A 17,561-nucleotide genomic window follows, 5' to 3' on the forward strand; every position below is an offset into this window, starting at 1 on the left:
GCAAAGCCGGCGGAACTCTTCTCTGAATAAAAAGAGGTTGAACCGGGCGGAATGGTTCAACCTCTTCTCGTCAGTATGAAACTGACGTTTATGGCTCGGATTAAGCAGGGTGTCCGGCCAAACTCAACAATCAAAGATAACCGCTGGTTGCTACAGTCAATAATACAACCATATTCATTGTAAAGGTGTATTTCTATATCTATACAACTTTTTAGTGTATAAATCATATTAAGCGTCATATAACTTTCAAAAATTCACGATAGCAGCTCCTCGCCCAAGGAGCTTTACATGACCCAATACACCGAGCAGGATTTCATCAACCAATTGACTGGCAAAGGACAAGGCGCGGCTCCTGCGCGTTTGGGCACGCGATTTAACGCGGAAGGACAATTCCTACCTGAACCGGGCAATACAATTGTCGCCCATGTGCCGGAAGGATCGAAGATACAAACCGAACTGGCAGCGCTCGCACAAAAGATGAAAGCATTGCCGGGCGCAGAACACTTCGCGTTTACGCCAGTTTCAAGCTATCATATGACGGTTTTCCAAGGCGTAATCGAGTTTCGGCGAAAGGAAGGCTTTTGGCCTCCATTCCTGCCTATGGATGCAACAATTGACTCTGTGACCGCACATATGGTCGAAAAACTGAAAACTTTTCCAAAATCGAGTCGTTTCGAAATCAAACCCATTGCACTCACCCCGTTGGGCCTGACAGTTGCAGGCAAAACAAGCGAAGATGAAATTGCATTGCGCGATTTTCGCGATCAACTAGCTGATTGTTTTGGATATCGTCATCCTGATCATGACGATTATACATTCCATATAACAATGGCCTATCTGATCAAATTTATGGCTCCTGAACAGGCCAGAATTCACGCGCAGGCAATTAAAGCACTAAGCGACGAGTTTCTTGCAAAGGTGCCGGACATAGAGCTCGGCACCAGTGATTTTTGCACATTCGAGGACATGAACCATTTTGAGCCGGTGGTCTTCGACCTCTGACTTAAAACAGTCCCTCGATAACGCCATCATGATTAAAACGGATGACTTCGGCAGAAGGCGAACGCGGCAGACCCGGCATCGTCATTATCTGGCCGCACACAACGACAATAAACCCTGCCCCCGCAGAAAGCCTGACCTCGCGAATGGGAACAGAATGGCCTGTTGGCGCGCCGCGCAAATTCGGGTCCGTCGAGAAAGAATATTGTGTCTTGGCCATGCACACCGGCAAATGGCCATAACCTTGCGCTTCCCAGCTTCTAAGCTGCTCGCGCACTGTTTTGTCGGCCAACACCTCATCGGCATGATAGATGCGCTTGGCAATTGTCTCGATCTTTTCAAACAGGGACATTTCATCCGGATAAAGCGGTGCGAAATTGGCCATACCGCTATCGGCCATTTGCACGACTTTATGAGCCAGATCTTCGACCCCTGCCGAACCATGCGCCCAATGTTTACACAAGACCGCTTCAGAGCCCTGCTTTGCAACATAGTCTTTCACCGCCTGCACTTCGGCTTCCGTATCGGTGACAAAATGGTTGATGGCAACGACAACGGGCACACCGAAGGATTTCAGATTGGATATATGGCGGCCCAGATTTGCGCAGCCATTATTAACCGCATCCACATTCTCTTCGCCAAGATCCGCTTTTGCCACGCCGCCATTCATCTTCATGGCACGCACCGTTGCAACCAGAACAACTGCGTCCGGTGCAAGTCCAGCTTTACGGCATTTAATATTCATGAATTTTTCAGCGCCCAGATCGGCGCCAAAGCCTGCCTCTGTCACCACATAATCAGCAACTTTCAATGCTGTGGTGGTTGCAACAACCGAATTACATCCATGTGCAATATTCGCAAACGGACCGCCATGCACAAAAGCCGGATTGTTCTCAAGCGTTTGTACCAGGTTTGGTTGGATAGCATCTTTGAGCAAAACAGCCATCGCGCCGTCAGCTTTCAAATCGCGGCAAAAGACCGGTGTTTTATCACGCCGATACGCCACGATCATATCGCCAAGCCGCGTTTCAAGGTCCTTGATATCCTTTGCCAGGCACAAAATGGCCATCACTTCAGAGGCGACAGTAATATCAAATCCGGCTTCACGCGGAAAACCGTTGGCAACGCCGCCAAGTGACGCCGTAATTTGCCGCAAGGCGCGGTCATTCATATCGACAACACGTTTCCACGCGATACGCCGGATATCGATATCCAGTTCATTGCCCCAGTAAATATGGTTGTCGATCATCGCGGAGAGCAAATTGTGCGCCGATGTAATGGCATGAAAATCACCGGTAAAATGAAGGTTCATGTCTTCCATAGGCACAACCTGCGCATAGCCGCCACCGGCTGCACCGCCCTTCATGCCGAAATTCGGACCGAGCGAAGCTTCGCGGATACAGATCGCCGCTTTTTTGCCGATCCGGTTAAGACCGTCACCCAAACCAACTGTCGTTGTCGTTTTTCCTTCACCTGCCGGTGTCGGGTTGATCGCTGTCACAAGGATCAGCTTTCCCTTCTCGTTCCCCTGCACAGAATTGATAAATTCAGCGGATATTTTAGCCTTGTCATGGCCATAGGGAAGCAGATGTTCAGACGGTATATCGAGCTTAGCCCCGATTTCCTGAATGGACTTTTTATTGGCTTCGCGTGCGATTTGAATATCGGTTTTATATTCGGACAATGTGTGGCCTCCCATCGAAACTGACACAGCAGCTAAGCCGTGAACGCGCTTTGCGTGATGGGCTCATTGACGCATATATTTTTCCAAACCTGCAATCTGGAAAGAGGCGTGAAACAGCCTAAAAGCGACCAGCGTGAATATTGTGCAGCGCAAATCAGGCGCAGCCCTTCTGAGCGCCATCATGTTTATGCGACCCGGTTAGAGCAATGCCGAAGAGCGCTGCTCCAAACCTAAGGCTTACCGTTGACCGCTTTAAATCCTTTAGCGGTCCAGAATATCGCGCATCTCAACAAGATTTGCCCGCACCCGCAGCAAATCAAATCCGATGCTGTCCAGATGCGACTTCACCATGCTTGAATTACTGCTATTGGCAATGAATGGCGGTTTGGTTGTCAGCGCATCGCGGAACTGTTCGTCAATACGGTCCCAAACAGAGCCAAGCTGCCTTTGAACAGCAACTTCATGAAAATCTGCCCGCGCCGCCGACAGGATGCCGTAATAACCGTAAAGCTGGCCATAGGTGAACCAAAAGCGGTCATCAGCACGCGCGTCAAAACCGGTGAAATTGGCCGCTTCCATGCGTCGCTGCAATATCTCAGAGGTTGCCCCGATATCGCCGGTAATGCGGTCAAAAAACTGCAACAGATTGTCGGCGCGCGCATCAAAGTCGGCGCGGCAGACTTTCAATTCTTCATTGAAATCAAGCAGGTTCTGACGGCCGTCACGCAAGCGCGCTTGTGTCGAAGGTTGCAGGAATGGCGGTGAGAAAGTCAAAAACCACGCATCTTCGCGGTAGTTGATGGATTCGCGCGCCTTTTGCAAATTCGTATTGATAGACGATGTACCACGCACACGGCCAAGACGGTCGACCAGCTCGATAGATGTGCGGCGTAAAACCTGATTCACACCAAGCTGAAAGGCGGCTTTATTGTCAAAGAAAGGCGTGTCCTTCCAATCCCAGAAGAACATAAAGCCGGCTTTGTAAAGCGGGTTGGATGGCGTCCACACGGTCTGATTGACATTAAAATCGATCAAATCTGCGGCAACGGTGACAACGGCGGATTGCTGACAGCTATTATCGGCAAGCTGTTCACCCACGCCGGTTGTCACCTCTTCAAATTTATATGCGGCAACATAGTCCTCGTCGCCGGTGGACCAGAACTGCGTGATATAGAACAGATACATATAGCTGAGGACGATCAGCAGCAGTACTGCAAAAACCGGTATCTTGATGAACCAGCCTTTGCCGCGAAGCCAATTGCGGAAAGCAACAAAGGGCCAGATGAGCCAACTGATAAAAATGCCGATCGCCCGTCCGATCAATTCAAACACACGCGTAAAAAAAGCGACTATCGGATCTAACATTCTTCCCTCCGGCTACCGGTCAATCAAGCCCATAAAGACGCGCGCGCAGCGCTGCCTTATCTTTCAGATAGGTGGCTTTAAGCGTTTCGACAACATGATTACGATATTGAGCGTCATATTCTTCATAATCATCATAAAACGCCTGCTTATTGAAGATATAACGCGAGACAAAATCAACGCGGTTGAATTCGCAAATGAGGCGGTTGGTCAACCATGCGTCGGGATGGTCCGGCTTGGCGCGTACCAACATGAAGCGGTATTCTTCCGGTATCTCGTTAATATCGACGCGGCCGTTTTTCGCGATTTCGCGTTTGATCTGGTTGAGAAACGGATAGCGCCCGTCCTTGTTCACAAGGCTTGCATTCCGGTGCAGCCATGTTTGCAGCCAGACCGCATCTGCCTTGTTTAGATCCACATCGGGTTCCGCCTTATGAATGATCTCACGGATAATCATCTCGGCGCGATGTTCAAGAAATCCGGTTTCCTCCATCCATGATGCGCGCGGCAGTTCAATACGCTTTGAAGAAACCAGAAAACGAAAGACCTTATCATAGTCACCGATTGGCAGATAGCTGACCTGCCAAGGCCGCGACCGCCTGAAGCCCGGCGCATCCGGATCGCTGATAACTGTGGTCATGCGCTCGTCAACGAATACATAGGCACCTTCGAAATGGCTGGTCCAATAGGCGTTGTGGCGAAACACTACATGTTCCGGCACCATCTGGTTTTCGCGTATGTCGCCGACTTTTTTTGAAAGTTCGACCATGCGGTTCAGCATATCATCGTCGCGCCATGCGTCCGGCGTATGTTTCAGCCGGTCAGCCAGACCGCGCAATTCATTGGCTTTGCCAATTACATCATCTGCCGACAGAACCCGAAATTCCACCTGCTGGATCGACAAAAGATCTTCTATGTCGTTTACGACAGAGACATTGTCTTCGATCTCGCCATAGATCACGTCTTTAATCGTCAGTGCATTGATGACCCGCATATTGTCGCTGTAAAATTCATACATCAGCGCATCGGTGTTGGAAAAACGTGTATGCACTACCGGCAGGGATACCTGCGACGGGGTCAGAATAATAAAGCGCCGGTTGATGCCGTTGGGGTCAAGATAATCATAATCGCCCAGCTCTTCGGCCACCTGCGGCGAAAAGCCGGTCTTATCAATATTAAATGCTGTCAGTTCAGTCGGCTTGATACCAAACGCTTTAAGCGCCTTGTTATAACGCTCGATCAAATGTGGCTGGTCGATGGTGAGCAACCGGCCATAGATGAGTTCATTTTCGTAAAGACGTTTCATACTAATGCGCACCCAACAAACAGACTCTCATCAAAGCCCCATTCCCGTTCCAAATTCTACTAAGCCGGCATAGCCAAGTGCAAATGGTATCAGGCCAACCACAAACCATGCCAGTGGTTGAGCGACACCTTGTTTGAGTGGACCAGTCTTTGGTGCACCGGGGTTAACAAGCCGGACCACCAACCAGACTATACACGCTGCGCAATGCAGCACACCGTATCCGAGCATCAAGAGTACGACTGCGACGTCCGATATCATCACCAAGCCCCTCTGCTCTTCATCCCTTCAATTTCGCCGATTGCTTTTTCGCGCTGGCGTTCGCGGCGGATGATTTCCTCCACGGCGGCATTATCGCTCTTATCCGTGTACCGGAATTCAGAATCCGCATAGCGGTTGATCTCCTGCATCACCATATCCATGGTGAACGGCTGACGCAGCTCGGCAATCATATCGCGCTTGGCATCATAATCCTTGTGCATAAAAGTTTCCGGCGCCTCGAACCATTCGTCCGGCAGATCAATATCCATCGCCCGCATTTTAATTGCGTCGGTGACATTCTTGATGGCGCGGCCCGTAAAGCGCGGCTCCACCTCTTTAATCATATGAAGATAGGTGCCGACATCGGCCATGGTTTTCGGTTTGCCATGGGTATCAATGAACCGGTCATAAATATTGAGCAGCCCCTGCTCTGACGGCTTGGCGCTGCCTGCATAGGCCGTGCTGACCGCCTCTTTGATGGCCTGCGCCTTAAACAGTTCATGATCACCCAGCGGGATATTATGGTTTTTGCCCGCAAGCAGTGCGAAGATATCAATATAGTCGTCCTGCGTTTGCGGCCCGTCAACGAGCCAGCGCGCGCCGGCTCTCTGGCGCAGCGCATCATCCACATTTTCCGGATAGTTGGAGAACATGCCGAACGAGCAATTGCCGCGCACAACGGTCGATGCGCCTGCAAAGCTTTCCATCAAAACCGCTGTCACTTCCTGCTGTCCGGCAGAGGCACGATCATCCGAGCGCTTCGCCGCCACCTGGTCGATATCGTCAATGGTTCCAAAACCGATCGCCTTTGGCGAAATTACATTGTTGATGAACTCTTTGCAGTTCTGGCCGGATTTACCCTGATATGACGAAATCTGGTCCACACCGAAATTCTCATAATGGAACGGATAGCCGGCCACCTGACAATAGTCATTGACCAGTCCTGCCACCATCTGAATCAGGATTGTTTTACCGGTTCCTGGCGCACCGTCACCGATAAACGTAAACAGAAATCCGCCCAGCTCGACAAACGGGTTAAGCTGCCGGTCAAAATCATAGGCGACGAGCATTTTCGCCAGCTTCATCGCCTGATATTTCGCAATATGGTTGCCGATGATTTCGTTCGGCTTTTTGAACTGCATCGTCAGCGGCTTTCGCTTTGCCCCCGGCGCAACGTCAAAACCGTTGATCGTAAAATCATCCTGTTCGACATGAATATGATTATCTTCAAAAGCGCCCAGTCCCGCAAAACGGCCCTTGCGCTGAATAAGGCCCTCAAGCGTGACACGCGCATAGGCTTTGGCCCGCTGTAGCAGGCTGGTATCATCGGGTGCCCCTTCAATCGCAGCAGATAATCCCGCAATCACCGATTTGACGGAATCCTGCGGTGTGTCGAACACAAAATCAGGTTCGTTTAAATCTTCGCCCGGTTCCGTATCGGTCTCCAGCATTTGCCCCAGATAGGCAGCCAGTGTGAAGGCCGCGATATAGGCTGAAGCGGCCATAAGTTGCTTGAAATTCTCAGCCGTTTCGCCGTCCAGCGGCGCAGTGGCATTGCGGGAAGTCAGCGCCTCAAGTTCGGTCTGGCGCGCAAACACATCCGAGACAGCCAGCGCCAAAGCGATCCCGCGCCGCGCACGAAACGCCAGCGCATGCTGCTTGGGCGATAACATGACATCATCAGAGCGCACACTCTGGATGGTTTTCATCAATTCGACTTCACGCGTTTTGCGAAGGCCCGCCGTCGACACTGTTGAAACCATACGTCGGCGCGTACCGGCAAGCTCGGTTCCGGATTTACCGGATGATTGTTCAAGCACAATAAAGCGCGTCACAAAGGATTGGGCGACAGAGCGGTGTTTTATAATATCCTGCTCGTCAATGCGCGTCAGACCAACGTCCATATTTCAACTCCCTCAAACGTCTGAAATCACCTGCCCGCCTGAGATGATATGTGTTTTATATCCGGCGAAAACCTTGTCGATTTCACCAGCAGCATAAAGTGCCTGATAGGCTTCGTGCGGCACGAGCGCATGATTTTCATAAGCTGAAACGCCCATGCGCGCCGCATCTAAATCATTGGTTTCAATATGATATTCCTGACGCGCAGGCGTTGACGACCAAAAACCTTTTTTACCTTCATTTTCATGTTTGGAATAAACATCCTGAATGGTCCAGGTAAGCAGCCACGCATTTTGCGGATTGGCCACACGGTCCAGTATCCGGTTAATAGTCGCATTGTTTTCGGTAATTCCCGCCGAGAAAAACGGGCCTAAAACGATGCGGCGCAATTGCTTGGGGTGGAGCGTGAAAAACTCCTGATCCATATTGGTCGCAATGGTTGTCGGTGACAGAGAATAGGCCGAATTGGCCTCGGCAAACTGGTCAAATTTGCGCGCAAGTTCCGGATTTAATAGACCGCCGACCGGTAAAGGAACGTCCACATCATCGCGCAGCCGCCCGTCTTTGCCAACCAGCGTTTTCATCATGTCGGGTGAAGAATCCTCCACCATCACCGAATAAATCATCGGTAAATTCGACACCCCGTCAAACACACCCCAGTGCGTCAGATAATAAGGCCGTCCGGTTTTGGGATTGGCGGAAACCTTGGTTGTTTCCGGCAGCACGAAGGGTGAAAAAACCTCGCCTTCGCGCACCGTTTCAAGGTAAAGACGCTCAGCCATTGTTTTTTGCAGTTCACGTGGAAAGGCTTTCTGGCGCAAAATAAAGTCGGCCATTTCCTCGCGTAAGACATCCGGTTCAGGAATTGCAGCCAAACGCTTTTCAGCCGTTTGACGGTCCTTTTCCAGTTCAAGCACATTTTGGAAAACAGGAAATCCGCTGTCCGAACGCGAGATCCGGAAACTCGGCTCATAATCGATCCGGTTTTGCCAACTGCTAAAGGAATTATTCAGCCGCGCCAAATATTGCGTCACCGTTTGAGCAACAAGACCATGCTTGTAAAGCGGTGACTTTGAATCACGTAGATAAACATCCAACCCTGCCAGAGCGGCTTCGATTGAATGAAAATAGCGCGACACCGCACTGGTGTCTGCGCTATCGGCTTTCTTGTTTTTTGTCGTGCTCATTGACAGGCGTTCCGATCAGTACCGCCTTAGCTTTTTACATATTGTCCGGCATCATGCTTGCGCATAACCTCTTCAAACCGGCGTGCAAATGCGTCATCGGCAAGCTTTTTGCGGCGCTGAATGTCGGCGGTTGCCACCATATTGCCTTCGTGCATTTCCAAGAGATCGCCAATATGTTTCTGGGCCGCGGCACCGATCCCCGCCATTGTGGTTTCGGCGGCTGTATCAACCTGCGAACCAAGCGTGTTGATCTTATGCGCCACATCTTGCTGGGCTGCGGTTTTAAGCGAATCTTCCAGAGATTTATAAAGCACGATGCGCTGCTCTGTATCGATCGTCAGCTTGTTTATGAGCGTGTTCTGCGCTGCAATCTGATTGTTCAGCGAGTCCACAAATGTCTGGAACATTGAGGTGTAGCGCTCCAATGTCTGGCTTTCAGCAAGCAATTCCTGCTCTTTGGATTGCGCTTCATTATATTCGGTTGCCAGCTTTGAGCGCTCCCCTTCCAGTTGGGTGCGGTCTTTCTGATTGGTCGTCGCGGCAATCTTGTTTTCAAGATCAAGCAACATCGGGTTTAATTCCTCAATGCGCGCCTGTGTTGCTTCAAGATTGGTCATTGTGGTTTTGCGGCGCTCAATGACAGTGCGCAGTGACGCCTCAGAATTGGCATAACGCTCGTCCAGAATATTCTTCTGGTCTTTTAAAATACCGACAATCGTGTCTGATTTATTCAGCAGTTCCTGAAGGTTACCGGCAAGCGACATATTTCGCACGCGCTCGGAACGCATACGCTGCATACGCTGTTTGGAGAAAAGCCCGACAAACTTCTCCCAGCCCGTATAAGATTTCATCGATTCAAATTCAGAGCCAAACACATTGGTTGCATCTTCAAGCCCGATGATAAGGTCGGCCATATTGCCTTCCATGACTTTTTGCTGCTTGAGCACGTCCTGAATGCGGGCATTTTCAATATCAAACTCGGCATCGCCAATTTTGGCGTCTGTTTCGGCAATTTTGTCGAGAACATCGCCTGATTGCTTGATTTTGCCCTGCATATCCTGAACGACATCTTTTGTGCGCTGAATTTCCGCATCAAAATTATACGTGACTGCCATGAAACTTCCCTCACCAATGCATCATTGCTGACCCTACATAATGGTTCAGCGTTTCAATTAGAAGACGTTGTAACAAATACGTCAATAAAGCTATTGCTTATGTTTTTGCAAAGCCGATCATATCTTCCGCGCGCACTCGGCCCATTTCTTCTTCCCAGTGAGCGCGGCACAGCGAAACATAAGTGTCATTGCCGCCGATTTTCACCTGATCACCGTCGCGCGTGACCTTTCCCTCGCCATCAAGACGCACCACCATTGTCGCCTTGCGCCCGCACCGGCAGATGGTGCGCACTTCGCGCAGTTCATCGGCAATCGCCAAAAGGGTTTGCGAACCGGGAAACAAATTGCCCTGAAAATCCACCCGCAAACCGTAGGCCATAACCGGCACATTAAGACGGTCGACAACACGGCCCAACTGCCAAACCTGATCATGGGAAAGAAACTGCGCCTCATCAACAAAAATACAATGAATACGGCCACCCGATAGACGCGCTTCGATTCGCGCATAAAGATCGTCCCCCGCCTCAAACGTCTCGGCCATCTCTTCAAGGCCCACACGCGAGGCGATAACCCGCTCTCCGGCGCGGTTATCCAAAGCCGCAGTAAACAGCATGGTCTTCATACCGCGTTCACGATAATTATAAGATGCCTGCAAAAGCATTGTACTTTTACCTGCATTCATCGTTGCATAATTGAAATAGAGCTTGGCCATTGCCGGTCCATAATGTCATCCTGGTCGCGTGAGAATATGCAACTGGGTTGGCACTGTCACCTGCAAGCCATGTTCATCAACAGGTCAAAGCGGAGCAATTTATGCCGGAAACATCAGAAACCAAAATTATCCGAGATACGGATATGGACGCGCTCAACCTTGTTGCCAAAATTATCATGGCGGCAAAACACGGCGCGCTTGCCGCTTTTGAAAAGAACGGCCGTTTTCCTCATATCAGCCGTATACAGATTTCAACCAGCGATGACGGCCAGTTGATCACCCTTGTTTCCGATTTGGCACCGCACACCGCCTGCATGCGTGAAGATCCGCACTGCGCACTGCTTATTGGTGAGACCGGCAAAGGCGACCCGCTTGCCCATCCGCGGATGTCACTTGATGTGATTGCCGCGCAGGTGAACCGCGATTCTGCGGAATTTAATGCGATACGCGCCAGCCATTTGGCCCGCCATCCAAAGGCCAAGCTATATGTCGATTTCCCTGATTTTTCATTCTTTAAACTCGCGCCGCAAAAGGCAAGCCTCAATGGCGGCTTTGGCAAAGCCTACAATCTAACCGAAGAAGAATTGATTGCCGCCATCACAAGCGATCAGGATTAAATAATGACATCTCTTGCACAGCGACACACAGATTTTCAAAACCTTCACCAGAGCGGTTGTTTTGTCATTCCAAACCCTTGGGATATCGGATCGGCAAAACTAATGGCCGTCAATGGCGCAAAAGCACTTGCAACAACCAGTGCTGGCCTTGCCTTCACTTTGGGTGTGCCGGATATGGGGCGCATCACGCGCGATCAGGCCCTATCGCATGCGCAAGAACTGGTTCGCAACACGAACCTGCCGGTTTCCGGTGACTTTGAAAACGGTTTTGGCCACACACCGGAAGATGTTGCAGAAACGGTCAGGCTGGCCGGTGAAGCCGGATTATCCGGCTGCTCAATTGAGGACACATATCTCGATAACGAAATTCAGACCTATTCTATTGAGGAAGCCACAGACCGCATAGCGGCAGGCGTAACCGCCGCACGGGCACTTGGCCGTCCATTTGTGTTTTGTGCACGCGCCGACGGCATCATGAACGGCACTTATGACACCGATGAAGCAATCAAGCGCTTACAGGCATTTGAGAAAGCCGGAGCGGATTTGCTATATGCACCCCTGCCGCCTTCGATGGAGGATCTGGCTAAAATTGTGTCAAGCTTGAAAACACCCGTCAACGCGCTCGCGGCCGGCCCGTTCAGGAAATACAAAGTACAGGATTTCGCCAAAATAGGTGTACGGCGTATTTCCGTTGGCTCGGCGCTGGCGCGGGTAACACATCATCATATCGTTAACGCAACAAGCCTGATGTGCAATGAAGGCGATTTTTCCGGCCTCAATGATGCCGCCAGTGGCGACATGATTGACGCGATGCTGGAGCGCGCAAGTCCCTCCTAAGCCAGCAAAAATTATTCTGCGGCTTTGGCACCTTTTTTCAGCGCCTTGATCCTGTCGGCAAGGCTGATGACGTCGTCATTCCCGCTGGGCGTTTCGGTATCCAGCAATTGATTGATGCGCGAATCCTTGCCTTCGACAATCGCTGTCATGTGAACGACTTCAGCGGCAAGCTGGCTAAGCTGCTCGCGCAGCATGTCATCACCCTTGGAGGCCGGTTGCGGCTTCGTGTTCAGCCCCTGGCCCTGTGGCGCAGAGCTTTTTAGACCGTTGGATTTCAGCTCAAGCTCCATCTGCGCTGCCTTGACCTGAAGCGCTTCAAAAGCCGCTTCCGGGTCTTTATCGCCCGCAAGCTTGGACAAACGGTTGAACCGCAACGTGTAGTCTGCCAGTTCCCGCTCAAGTTCGGCACGTTCGGCCTCGCTGTCTGCAAGGCGCGCTTCAAACTCGTTGACATCCGCCGCCTCGTCTTTTTTCTTCTCGCGCAGACGGTCCATCTCGCGCTCTCTTCTGGCAAGCTTGGCTTCAAGATCGGAATTCTTGGCAACAAGGCGCTCATATTTGCGCTCAAGCTCTTTGGCGCGTGATCGTTCGTTTTTCAAAAGCTCTGCCTTGGCACGGTCTTCGGTCCGCGTTTCGCGCACAAGTGCCTTGTCTTCCTGGCGCTTGTCACGCAGATCGGCAATGGTCGCTGTCAGTTTGGCTTCGTGCAGTTCCATCTGCTTGTTGCTTTCATCAAGCATGGCAATGCGTTTTTCTGCTTCATTGTTCATCCGCAAAAGGCTTTCTACCTCACCCGAGCGCGCAGACAATTCAGCCTGTGTTGTCGTCAGACCGAATTGGGTATCATTGAGTTCATTTTCCCGCTCAGCCAGATTTGACCGCAGGCTAGCAATTTCGTCGCTCAACTCTGCCAATTTTGCATCTTTTTGCGAGATTTCCGCCTTAAACTCTTTTATCTGCCCGCTTTTCTCTTCAACAATACCGGCCTGCTGCGCGTATTTTTCCCGTTGTTTGGAAAGTGCGAGTTCTACTTTTCGCTGCGAGATTGCGTGCTCGGCACGTAGCTTGTCTTTTTCCGCCTGCAACTCATTGGCTGATAATGGTATTGCGCTTTCAATACGTTTGCGGGTTAGAAACACGGCACGACGCCAAATCGCCGGCGCGATAATCAACGCGATGAAGCCGGCAACCAAAAACCCTAAAAGAAAGAACAGACCAGACTCTATCAACGCAAAAACCTCATCACAGGCGTCTCATGTGCCATATATGCACATATTATTCCATATTACACCGCATTAAAAAGGGCCGCAAACGCGACCCTTAAAACTGGTTACCGGCAATTTGCAGAGCCTTAGAACGGGTTCCATGTCGGCATTGGTGTCAGCTTCAGATAGCCAACGGATACGCCAAGGCGCGCGCCAACACCTGTGCGAACCGGCACAAGCAGAATATTGTTGCGTTTCAAGACGTGCATACCAACACCCGCGATCAGATAGGCGGAGCCTTGCACACCGCCATAACGGCCGTGCAATGATTGAACACTGTCCAGATTATAGACCAGCATCATCGTGCGTCCGCCATCACCACCATAGTCAAAACCGATCGACGGACCCTGCCAGAACACATTGTGGTCGCCCACATTCTTGGTATGCAGCGTACCTTCGCCATATGTCAGACCGCCGACAAATGCGCCGCTGCCTTCCTGTCCAAGAACATAGCCGTTCGGCATGCCGTAGCGGGCAAATGCCTGCTCAATGGTCTGGGCAACCGCACTGGACGTACTGCCGAAAAAGCGGTGTCCGGCATCAATCATTTCGCCAAGAGCATAGGTATCAGGACGCGCCTGGGCAGAAGCCTTGGATGGTGCCATTGCAACAATGACCATCGCAACAAAAGCCGTCAGAGCCGTGATCAGACGAATTTGGGACGTTAAATGGGATGTTATTCGCATGTTTATTGTCCTTACTCTCAACAAACCCGCACAAAAAACGCAAAGCGGGGAAAAATAGGGAAATGGCGCTTAAGCCGCCATCAATCATATTATTCAAATTACACCGATGAAGTTTCCAGTTTATTAAGGAAAAATTGCACCTTTTTAATTAACCAAGACCAAGGTTTGAAAAACCAAGCACAGGGCGGTATTGCCCTGTAAAGACCGTACCGGTAGGTTCTCGACCTATCTACTTTGTTGATTTGAAAGATGGACTCCCTATGGCCCTCGTTGAACTTTCTGCCTCCGACCTCGCTTCCCTCCTCTGCAGCCGTGTTTGCCACGATGTGATTTCACCTGTTGGTGCAATCAATAACGGGCTTGAATTGCTCGATGACGGTGGTGCTGACGAAGATGCGATGGATCTTATTCGTCAAAGTGCCGTCAATGCATCGGCACGATTGCAATTCGCACGCATCGCCTTTGGCGCTGCCGGCTCCGCCGGTGTGCAGATTGACACGGGCGACGCAAAAGCCGTTGCAGAAAACTACATTAAAAACGAAAAGCCTGAATTTACATGGACCGGCCCGCGCGCCTATCTCGCCAAAAGCAAGGTAAAACTGATACTTAACACCTTGCTCATTGGTATCGGCTCGATTCCGCGCGGCGGCAGTTTGGATTTTGACCTTCAGGTGGATGGCGAGGATTGCAGCTTTACGATCACAGCCATGGGGCGGATGAAGCGCATTCCGCAAAAATTTCAGGACTATCTGGATGGCCGCATGGGCGAGGATCCGATCGATGCCCACTCCGTACAGTACTATTACACCATCCTGCTGGCAAAAGAAGCGGGCATGGAAATCAGCACCTATATGGATGATGACAAGGTCGTTTATTCGGTAAAATAGCCTTTTAGAGCCCTATTTCATCGCATTTTGGCAGATCGATAAAATTTTATCGGTCTGCTTTTCTTTTTTTTCAGCTCTCTTTGCTAGGCATATTGCGGGGATAGACTGAGTAAAAGGTAAGATGATGGAAGTTTGTATGATTTTGGACGCATCAAGCGTCATTCGCAAAGTGGCAAAGCGCATTCTCACCAGCGAAGATATGGCTGTTGTAGAAGCCAAAAACAGTGCTGAAGCCATTTCTATGGCAGCGGCCCAAATGCCGGACTATATTATCGTCGATGCCGGTATCAATGATGGTCAATGCGACGATCTCATTCGTCAGTTGCGCAAAATGGACAGCAAAAACGAAGCCAAGATCATTTGCTGCATGACGCAGGTCGATCTTGCCGGCATGATGCGCGCGAAACGCGCCGGTGCGGACGAGTTCCTGCTAAAGCCATTTGATCGCCACCAACTGCTCGGCCAGTTCCGCACGATCCGCAAAGCGGCAGCTTAATATTAGACTTCACGACATGAAAAAACCCGCTCGGCATATACCGGGCGGGTTTAATAGATAGAAATTTGCTTGAAAGCTTAAGCGATTTCTTGAAGTTCGTTCGCTTCCGGGTCACGCAATACATAGCCGCGGCCCCAGACAGTTTCGATGAAATTGATACCGCCGGATGCAGAATCAAGTTTCTTGCGAAGCTTACAGATAAATACGTCGATAATTTTCAGTTCCGGCTCATCCATACCGCCATAGAGATGGTTGAGGAACATTTCCTTGGTGAGCGTTGTGCCTTTGCGCAGTGAAAGTAGCTCAAGCATCTGGTATTCTTTACCTGTGAGATGTACGCGCTGGCCGCCAACCTCAACAGTTTTTGCGTCCAGATTAACAACCAGATCGCCGGTTGTAATAACGGACTGTGCATGACCCTTGGAGCGACGGACGATCGCATGGATGCGCGCTACCAATTCGTCTTTATGGAAAGGTTTTGTCATATAGTCATCAGCACCGAAGCCGAGGCCGCGTACCTTGTCCTCAATGCCGGCCATACCGGATAGAATAAGGATAGGCGTTTTAACTTTCGACAAACGCAAAGTGCGAAGCACTTCATAACCGGACATATCCGGCAAATTCAAATCAAGTAGAATAATGTCGTAATCATAGAGCTTGCCCAGATCGACACCTTCTTCACCTAAATCCGTCGTATAAACATTAAAGCTTTCCGACTTGAGCATCAGTTCGATGCTCTGGGCAATCGCACTATCATCCTCAATCAGCAAAACACGCATTGTATTCCCCTTGTCCAGCATACGTTCGGGCCAAAACCGTGGCACCTACGTCTCTCGCAAATCACCCTGCCACCGAATGGTTAACAAATTATATTCCGGTTAGGCAAGCCTTCAAACTTTATTAAGTGAATCAATGAAGTTATTGATTTATTTACTATAATTTAGGCAAATATTTTGAATCTTTTTGTAAAGAAACCCGCCTAAATGAATCAAATGACTCAATAATCCTCTTAATTTCGACAAATAAGTGAAAGTCGTCCAATCGGTTTACTCCCCCTTAAAGGTTGAGAAGTATCATTAACGCAGGACGTAAACGAAAAGTTACCAAATCAGTGTGTTTTGCAGATTGGTACCTTTTATTAAGTTTTAGGTCTGGTGTTTGTGTACGGGCCAACCATGAGCCCGAAGCGGTTTTGGAGTAATGAGTAATGAAACCAAGAGACAATATGATCCGTCTCAAGCAATTTCAGGTAACTGAAAAGCATCGCCAAGTGATGCAGCTGGAAACAATGATCAACGAATTCGAGCGCATGGCAGGCGAACTCGACCATCAGATTCAAAACGAAGAAAAGAAAAGCGGCGTTACTGACATTGATAACTTCGCTTACCCGACATTTGCAAAAGCAGCGCGTGTGCGCCGCGACAATCTATTCAACTCAATAAAAGATCTAAAGGCACAGAAAGAAAGCGCCGAAGAACTTTTACTGGAAGCCGAAGCAGAACTTCAAAAAGCTGAAAAGCTTGAAGTGCGTGAAGCGCGCGGCAGCGCCGAGCCGGAACCGGAAAGCAAATACGACCGGCACGCCATGATTGGCTGAGCATTACGCTCGCACTTTTAGCACAGACACAATCGTGCAACGTGAAGACATCTTCGCGCTGCGCGATTTTACGTATTTATAGCTTGCTAGAGATCATTTGCATCTCTATCTGCAAAAGATGCGAATTTTAGCCGGATTACTGATCACGATTGCCGCTTTTTGTTTTGCGCTCGGCATAACATTGCCCTTGCTGCAAATGGAGCGGCTTTTCTTTTTGACCGACCGCCCTTCCCTTGTGGCTATCGTAAGCGGACTTTTTACCGCCGGTGATTTTGCGCTGGGCGTTTTGGTCGGCGGCGTATCATTGATATTTCCCGCAGCGAAACTTCTCGCTCTGGCCGCGATGTTATCGGCCAAAAATTTAAACCAGATAACCGCGCACCGCGCCGGAAACTGGCTTGGCATCATTTCAAAATGGTCAATGCTGGATGTCTTGCTGGTTGCACTAACGGTTTTTGCTGCAAAAACATCGGGGCTTGCCACAGCAATCTCGCAGCCGGGCCTGTGGTTTTTCGCGGCCTCCACTTTGGCCGGTGCCATCGCTGCATCCATTGTTAAGCGCGAATTGAGCACAAACGCAAAAACGCCGCCTTCATTGAATGAAAGCGGCGCTTGAAAATTTCTGACTAAATTTTGCCGGAAATTACGGCG

At 50.2% G+C, this 17,561-nt stretch carries 18 protein-coding genes; 7 read left to right on the forward strand and 11 right to left on the reverse strand.

Going from position 1 to position 17,561, the window contains the following annotated elements; genetic code table 11:
- The first annotated feature begins 288 nt into the window (after positions 1-288).
- The gene (locus SU32_RS13340; protein ID WP_053999876.1) at positions 289-1,002 is read left to right on the forward strand and encodes a DUF1868 domain-containing protein; all 714 of its coding nucleotides are present in this window, start codon (positions 289-291) and stop codon (positions 1,000-1,002) included.
- Between the two features lies 1 nt (position 1,003).
- Here the strand turns inward: SU32_RS13340 and SU32_RS13345 are convergent, their stop codons facing one another.
- From SU32_RS13345 to SU32_RS13380, 8 genes are all read right to left on the reverse strand, one after another.
- Complete coding sequence (locus SU32_RS13345) at positions 1,004-2,683, reverse strand: formate--tetrahydrofolate ligase (protein WP_211097776.1); 1,680 nt, start codon at positions 2,681-2,683, stop codon at positions 1,004-1,006.
- A 261-nt stretch (positions 2,684-2,944) separates the two neighbouring features.
- A complete protein-coding gene (locus SU32_RS13350; protein WP_053999878.1) occupies positions 2,945-4,048 on the reverse strand; it encodes a DUF2333 family protein in 1,104 nt (367 codons plus the stop codon).
- A 19-nt stretch (positions 4,049-4,067) separates the two neighbouring features.
- Entirely contained in the window at positions 4,068-5,351 is a 1,284-nt protein-coding gene (locus tag SU32_RS13355) for a DUF6638 family protein (RefSeq protein WP_053999879.1), read from the reverse strand.
- 30 nt (positions 5,352-5,381) lie between these two features.
- Positions 5,382-5,609, reverse strand: a complete 228-nt coding sequence (locus SU32_RS13360) for a hypothetical protein (protein ID WP_053999880.1) — start codon at positions 5,607-5,609, stop codon at positions 5,382-5,384.
- The gene (locus SU32_RS13365) at positions 5,609-7,513 is read right to left on the reverse strand and encodes an AAA family ATPase (RefSeq protein ID WP_053999881.1); all 1,905 of its coding nucleotides are present in this window, start codon (positions 7,511-7,513) and stop codon (positions 5,609-5,611) included. Before SU32_RS13365 ends, SU32_RS13360 begins: the two co-directional genes overlap by 1 nt.
- A gap of 12 nt (positions 7,514-7,525) precedes the next feature.
- Complete coding sequence (locus SU32_RS13370) at positions 7,526-8,698, reverse strand: hypothetical protein (RefSeq protein WP_053999882.1); 1,173 nt, start codon at positions 8,696-8,698, stop codon at positions 7,526-7,528.
- Positions 8,699-8,724: 26 nt separating this feature from the next.
- Positions 8,725-9,813, reverse strand: coding sequence for a coiled-coil domain-containing protein (locus SU32_RS13375; protein WP_053999883.1), 1,089 nt, complete (start codon positions 9,811-9,813; stop codon positions 8,725-8,727).
- 97 nt (positions 9,814-9,910) lie between these two features.
- Positions 9,911-10,525: a thymidine kinase gene (locus SU32_RS13380; protein WP_053999884.1), complete on the reverse strand. Its 615-nt coding sequence runs from the start codon at positions 10,523-10,525 to the stop codon at positions 9,911-9,913.
- A gap of 101 nt (positions 10,526-10,626) precedes the next feature.
- On the opposite strand from SU32_RS13380, the gene SU32_RS13385 reads away from it, so the two are divergent.
- Both SU32_RS13385 and SU32_RS13390 read left to right on the forward strand, forming a co-directional pair.
- Positions 10,627-11,142, forward strand: coding sequence for a HugZ family pyridoxamine 5'-phosphate oxidase (locus SU32_RS13385; protein ID WP_144421139.1), 516 nt, complete (start codon positions 10,627-10,629; stop codon positions 11,140-11,142).
- 3 nt (positions 11,143-11,145) lie between these two features.
- Complete coding sequence (locus SU32_RS13390; RefSeq protein ID WP_053999886.1) at positions 11,146-11,979, forward strand: isocitrate lyase/PEP mutase family protein; 834 nt, start codon at positions 11,146-11,148, stop codon at positions 11,977-11,979.
- A gap of 11 nt (positions 11,980-11,990) precedes the next feature.
- Here SU32_RS13390 and SU32_RS13395 read toward each other — a convergent pair whose 3' ends face one another.
- Together SU32_RS13395 and SU32_RS13400 are read right to left on the reverse strand one after the other, a co-directional pair.
- Entirely contained in the window at positions 11,991-13,208 is a 1,218-nt protein-coding gene (locus SU32_RS13395; RefSeq protein ID WP_053999887.1) for a coiled-coil domain-containing protein, read from the reverse strand.
- A 122-nt stretch (positions 13,209-13,330) separates the two neighbouring features.
- Positions 13,331-13,930: a DUF1134 domain-containing protein gene (locus SU32_RS13400; protein ID WP_053999888.1), complete on the reverse strand. Its 600-nt coding sequence runs from the start codon at positions 13,928-13,930 to the stop codon at positions 13,331-13,333.
- A 260-nt stretch (positions 13,931-14,190) separates the two neighbouring features.
- Here SU32_RS13400 and chpT point away from each other — a divergent pair, with 260 nt between their 5' ends.
- Together chpT and SU32_RS13410 are read left to right on the forward strand one after the other, a co-directional pair.
- Positions 14,191-14,817, forward strand: a complete 627-nt coding sequence (gene chpT, locus SU32_RS13405; RefSeq protein ID WP_053999889.1) for a histidine phosphotransferase ChpT — start codon at positions 14,191-14,193, stop codon at positions 14,815-14,817.
- A gap of 136 nt (positions 14,818-14,953) precedes the next feature.
- Positions 14,954-15,313: a response regulator gene (locus SU32_RS13410; RefSeq protein ID WP_144421140.1), complete on the forward strand. Its 360-nt coding sequence runs from the start codon at positions 14,954-14,956 to the stop codon at positions 15,311-15,313.
- 77 nt (positions 15,314-15,390) lie between these two features.
- Here SU32_RS13410 and ctrA read toward each other — a convergent pair whose 3' ends face one another.
- The gene (gene ctrA / locus SU32_RS13415) at positions 15,391-16,092 is read right to left on the reverse strand and encodes a response regulator transcription factor CtrA (protein ID WP_053999890.1); all 702 of its coding nucleotides are present in this window, start codon (positions 16,090-16,092) and stop codon (positions 15,391-15,393) included.
- A gap of 428 nt (positions 16,093-16,520) precedes the next feature.
- Here ctrA and SU32_RS13420 point away from each other — a divergent pair, with 428 nt between their 5' ends.
- Positions 16,521-16,910, forward strand: a complete 390-nt coding sequence (locus tag SU32_RS13420; protein WP_053999891.1) for a flagellar export protein FliJ — start codon at positions 16,521-16,523, stop codon at positions 16,908-16,910.
- Between the two features lie 118 nt (positions 16,911-17,028).
- Positions 17,029-17,526: a paraquat-inducible protein A gene (locus SU32_RS13425; protein WP_053999892.1), complete on the forward strand. Its 498-nt coding sequence runs from the start codon at positions 17,029-17,031 to the stop codon at positions 17,524-17,526.
- Positions 17,527-17,561 lie beyond the last annotated feature (35 nt).

This window comes from Ahrensia marina, from assembly GCF_001293565.1.
GTDB lineage: Bacteria > Pseudomonadota > Alphaproteobacteria > Rhizobiales > Rhizobiaceae > Ahrensia > Ahrensia marina.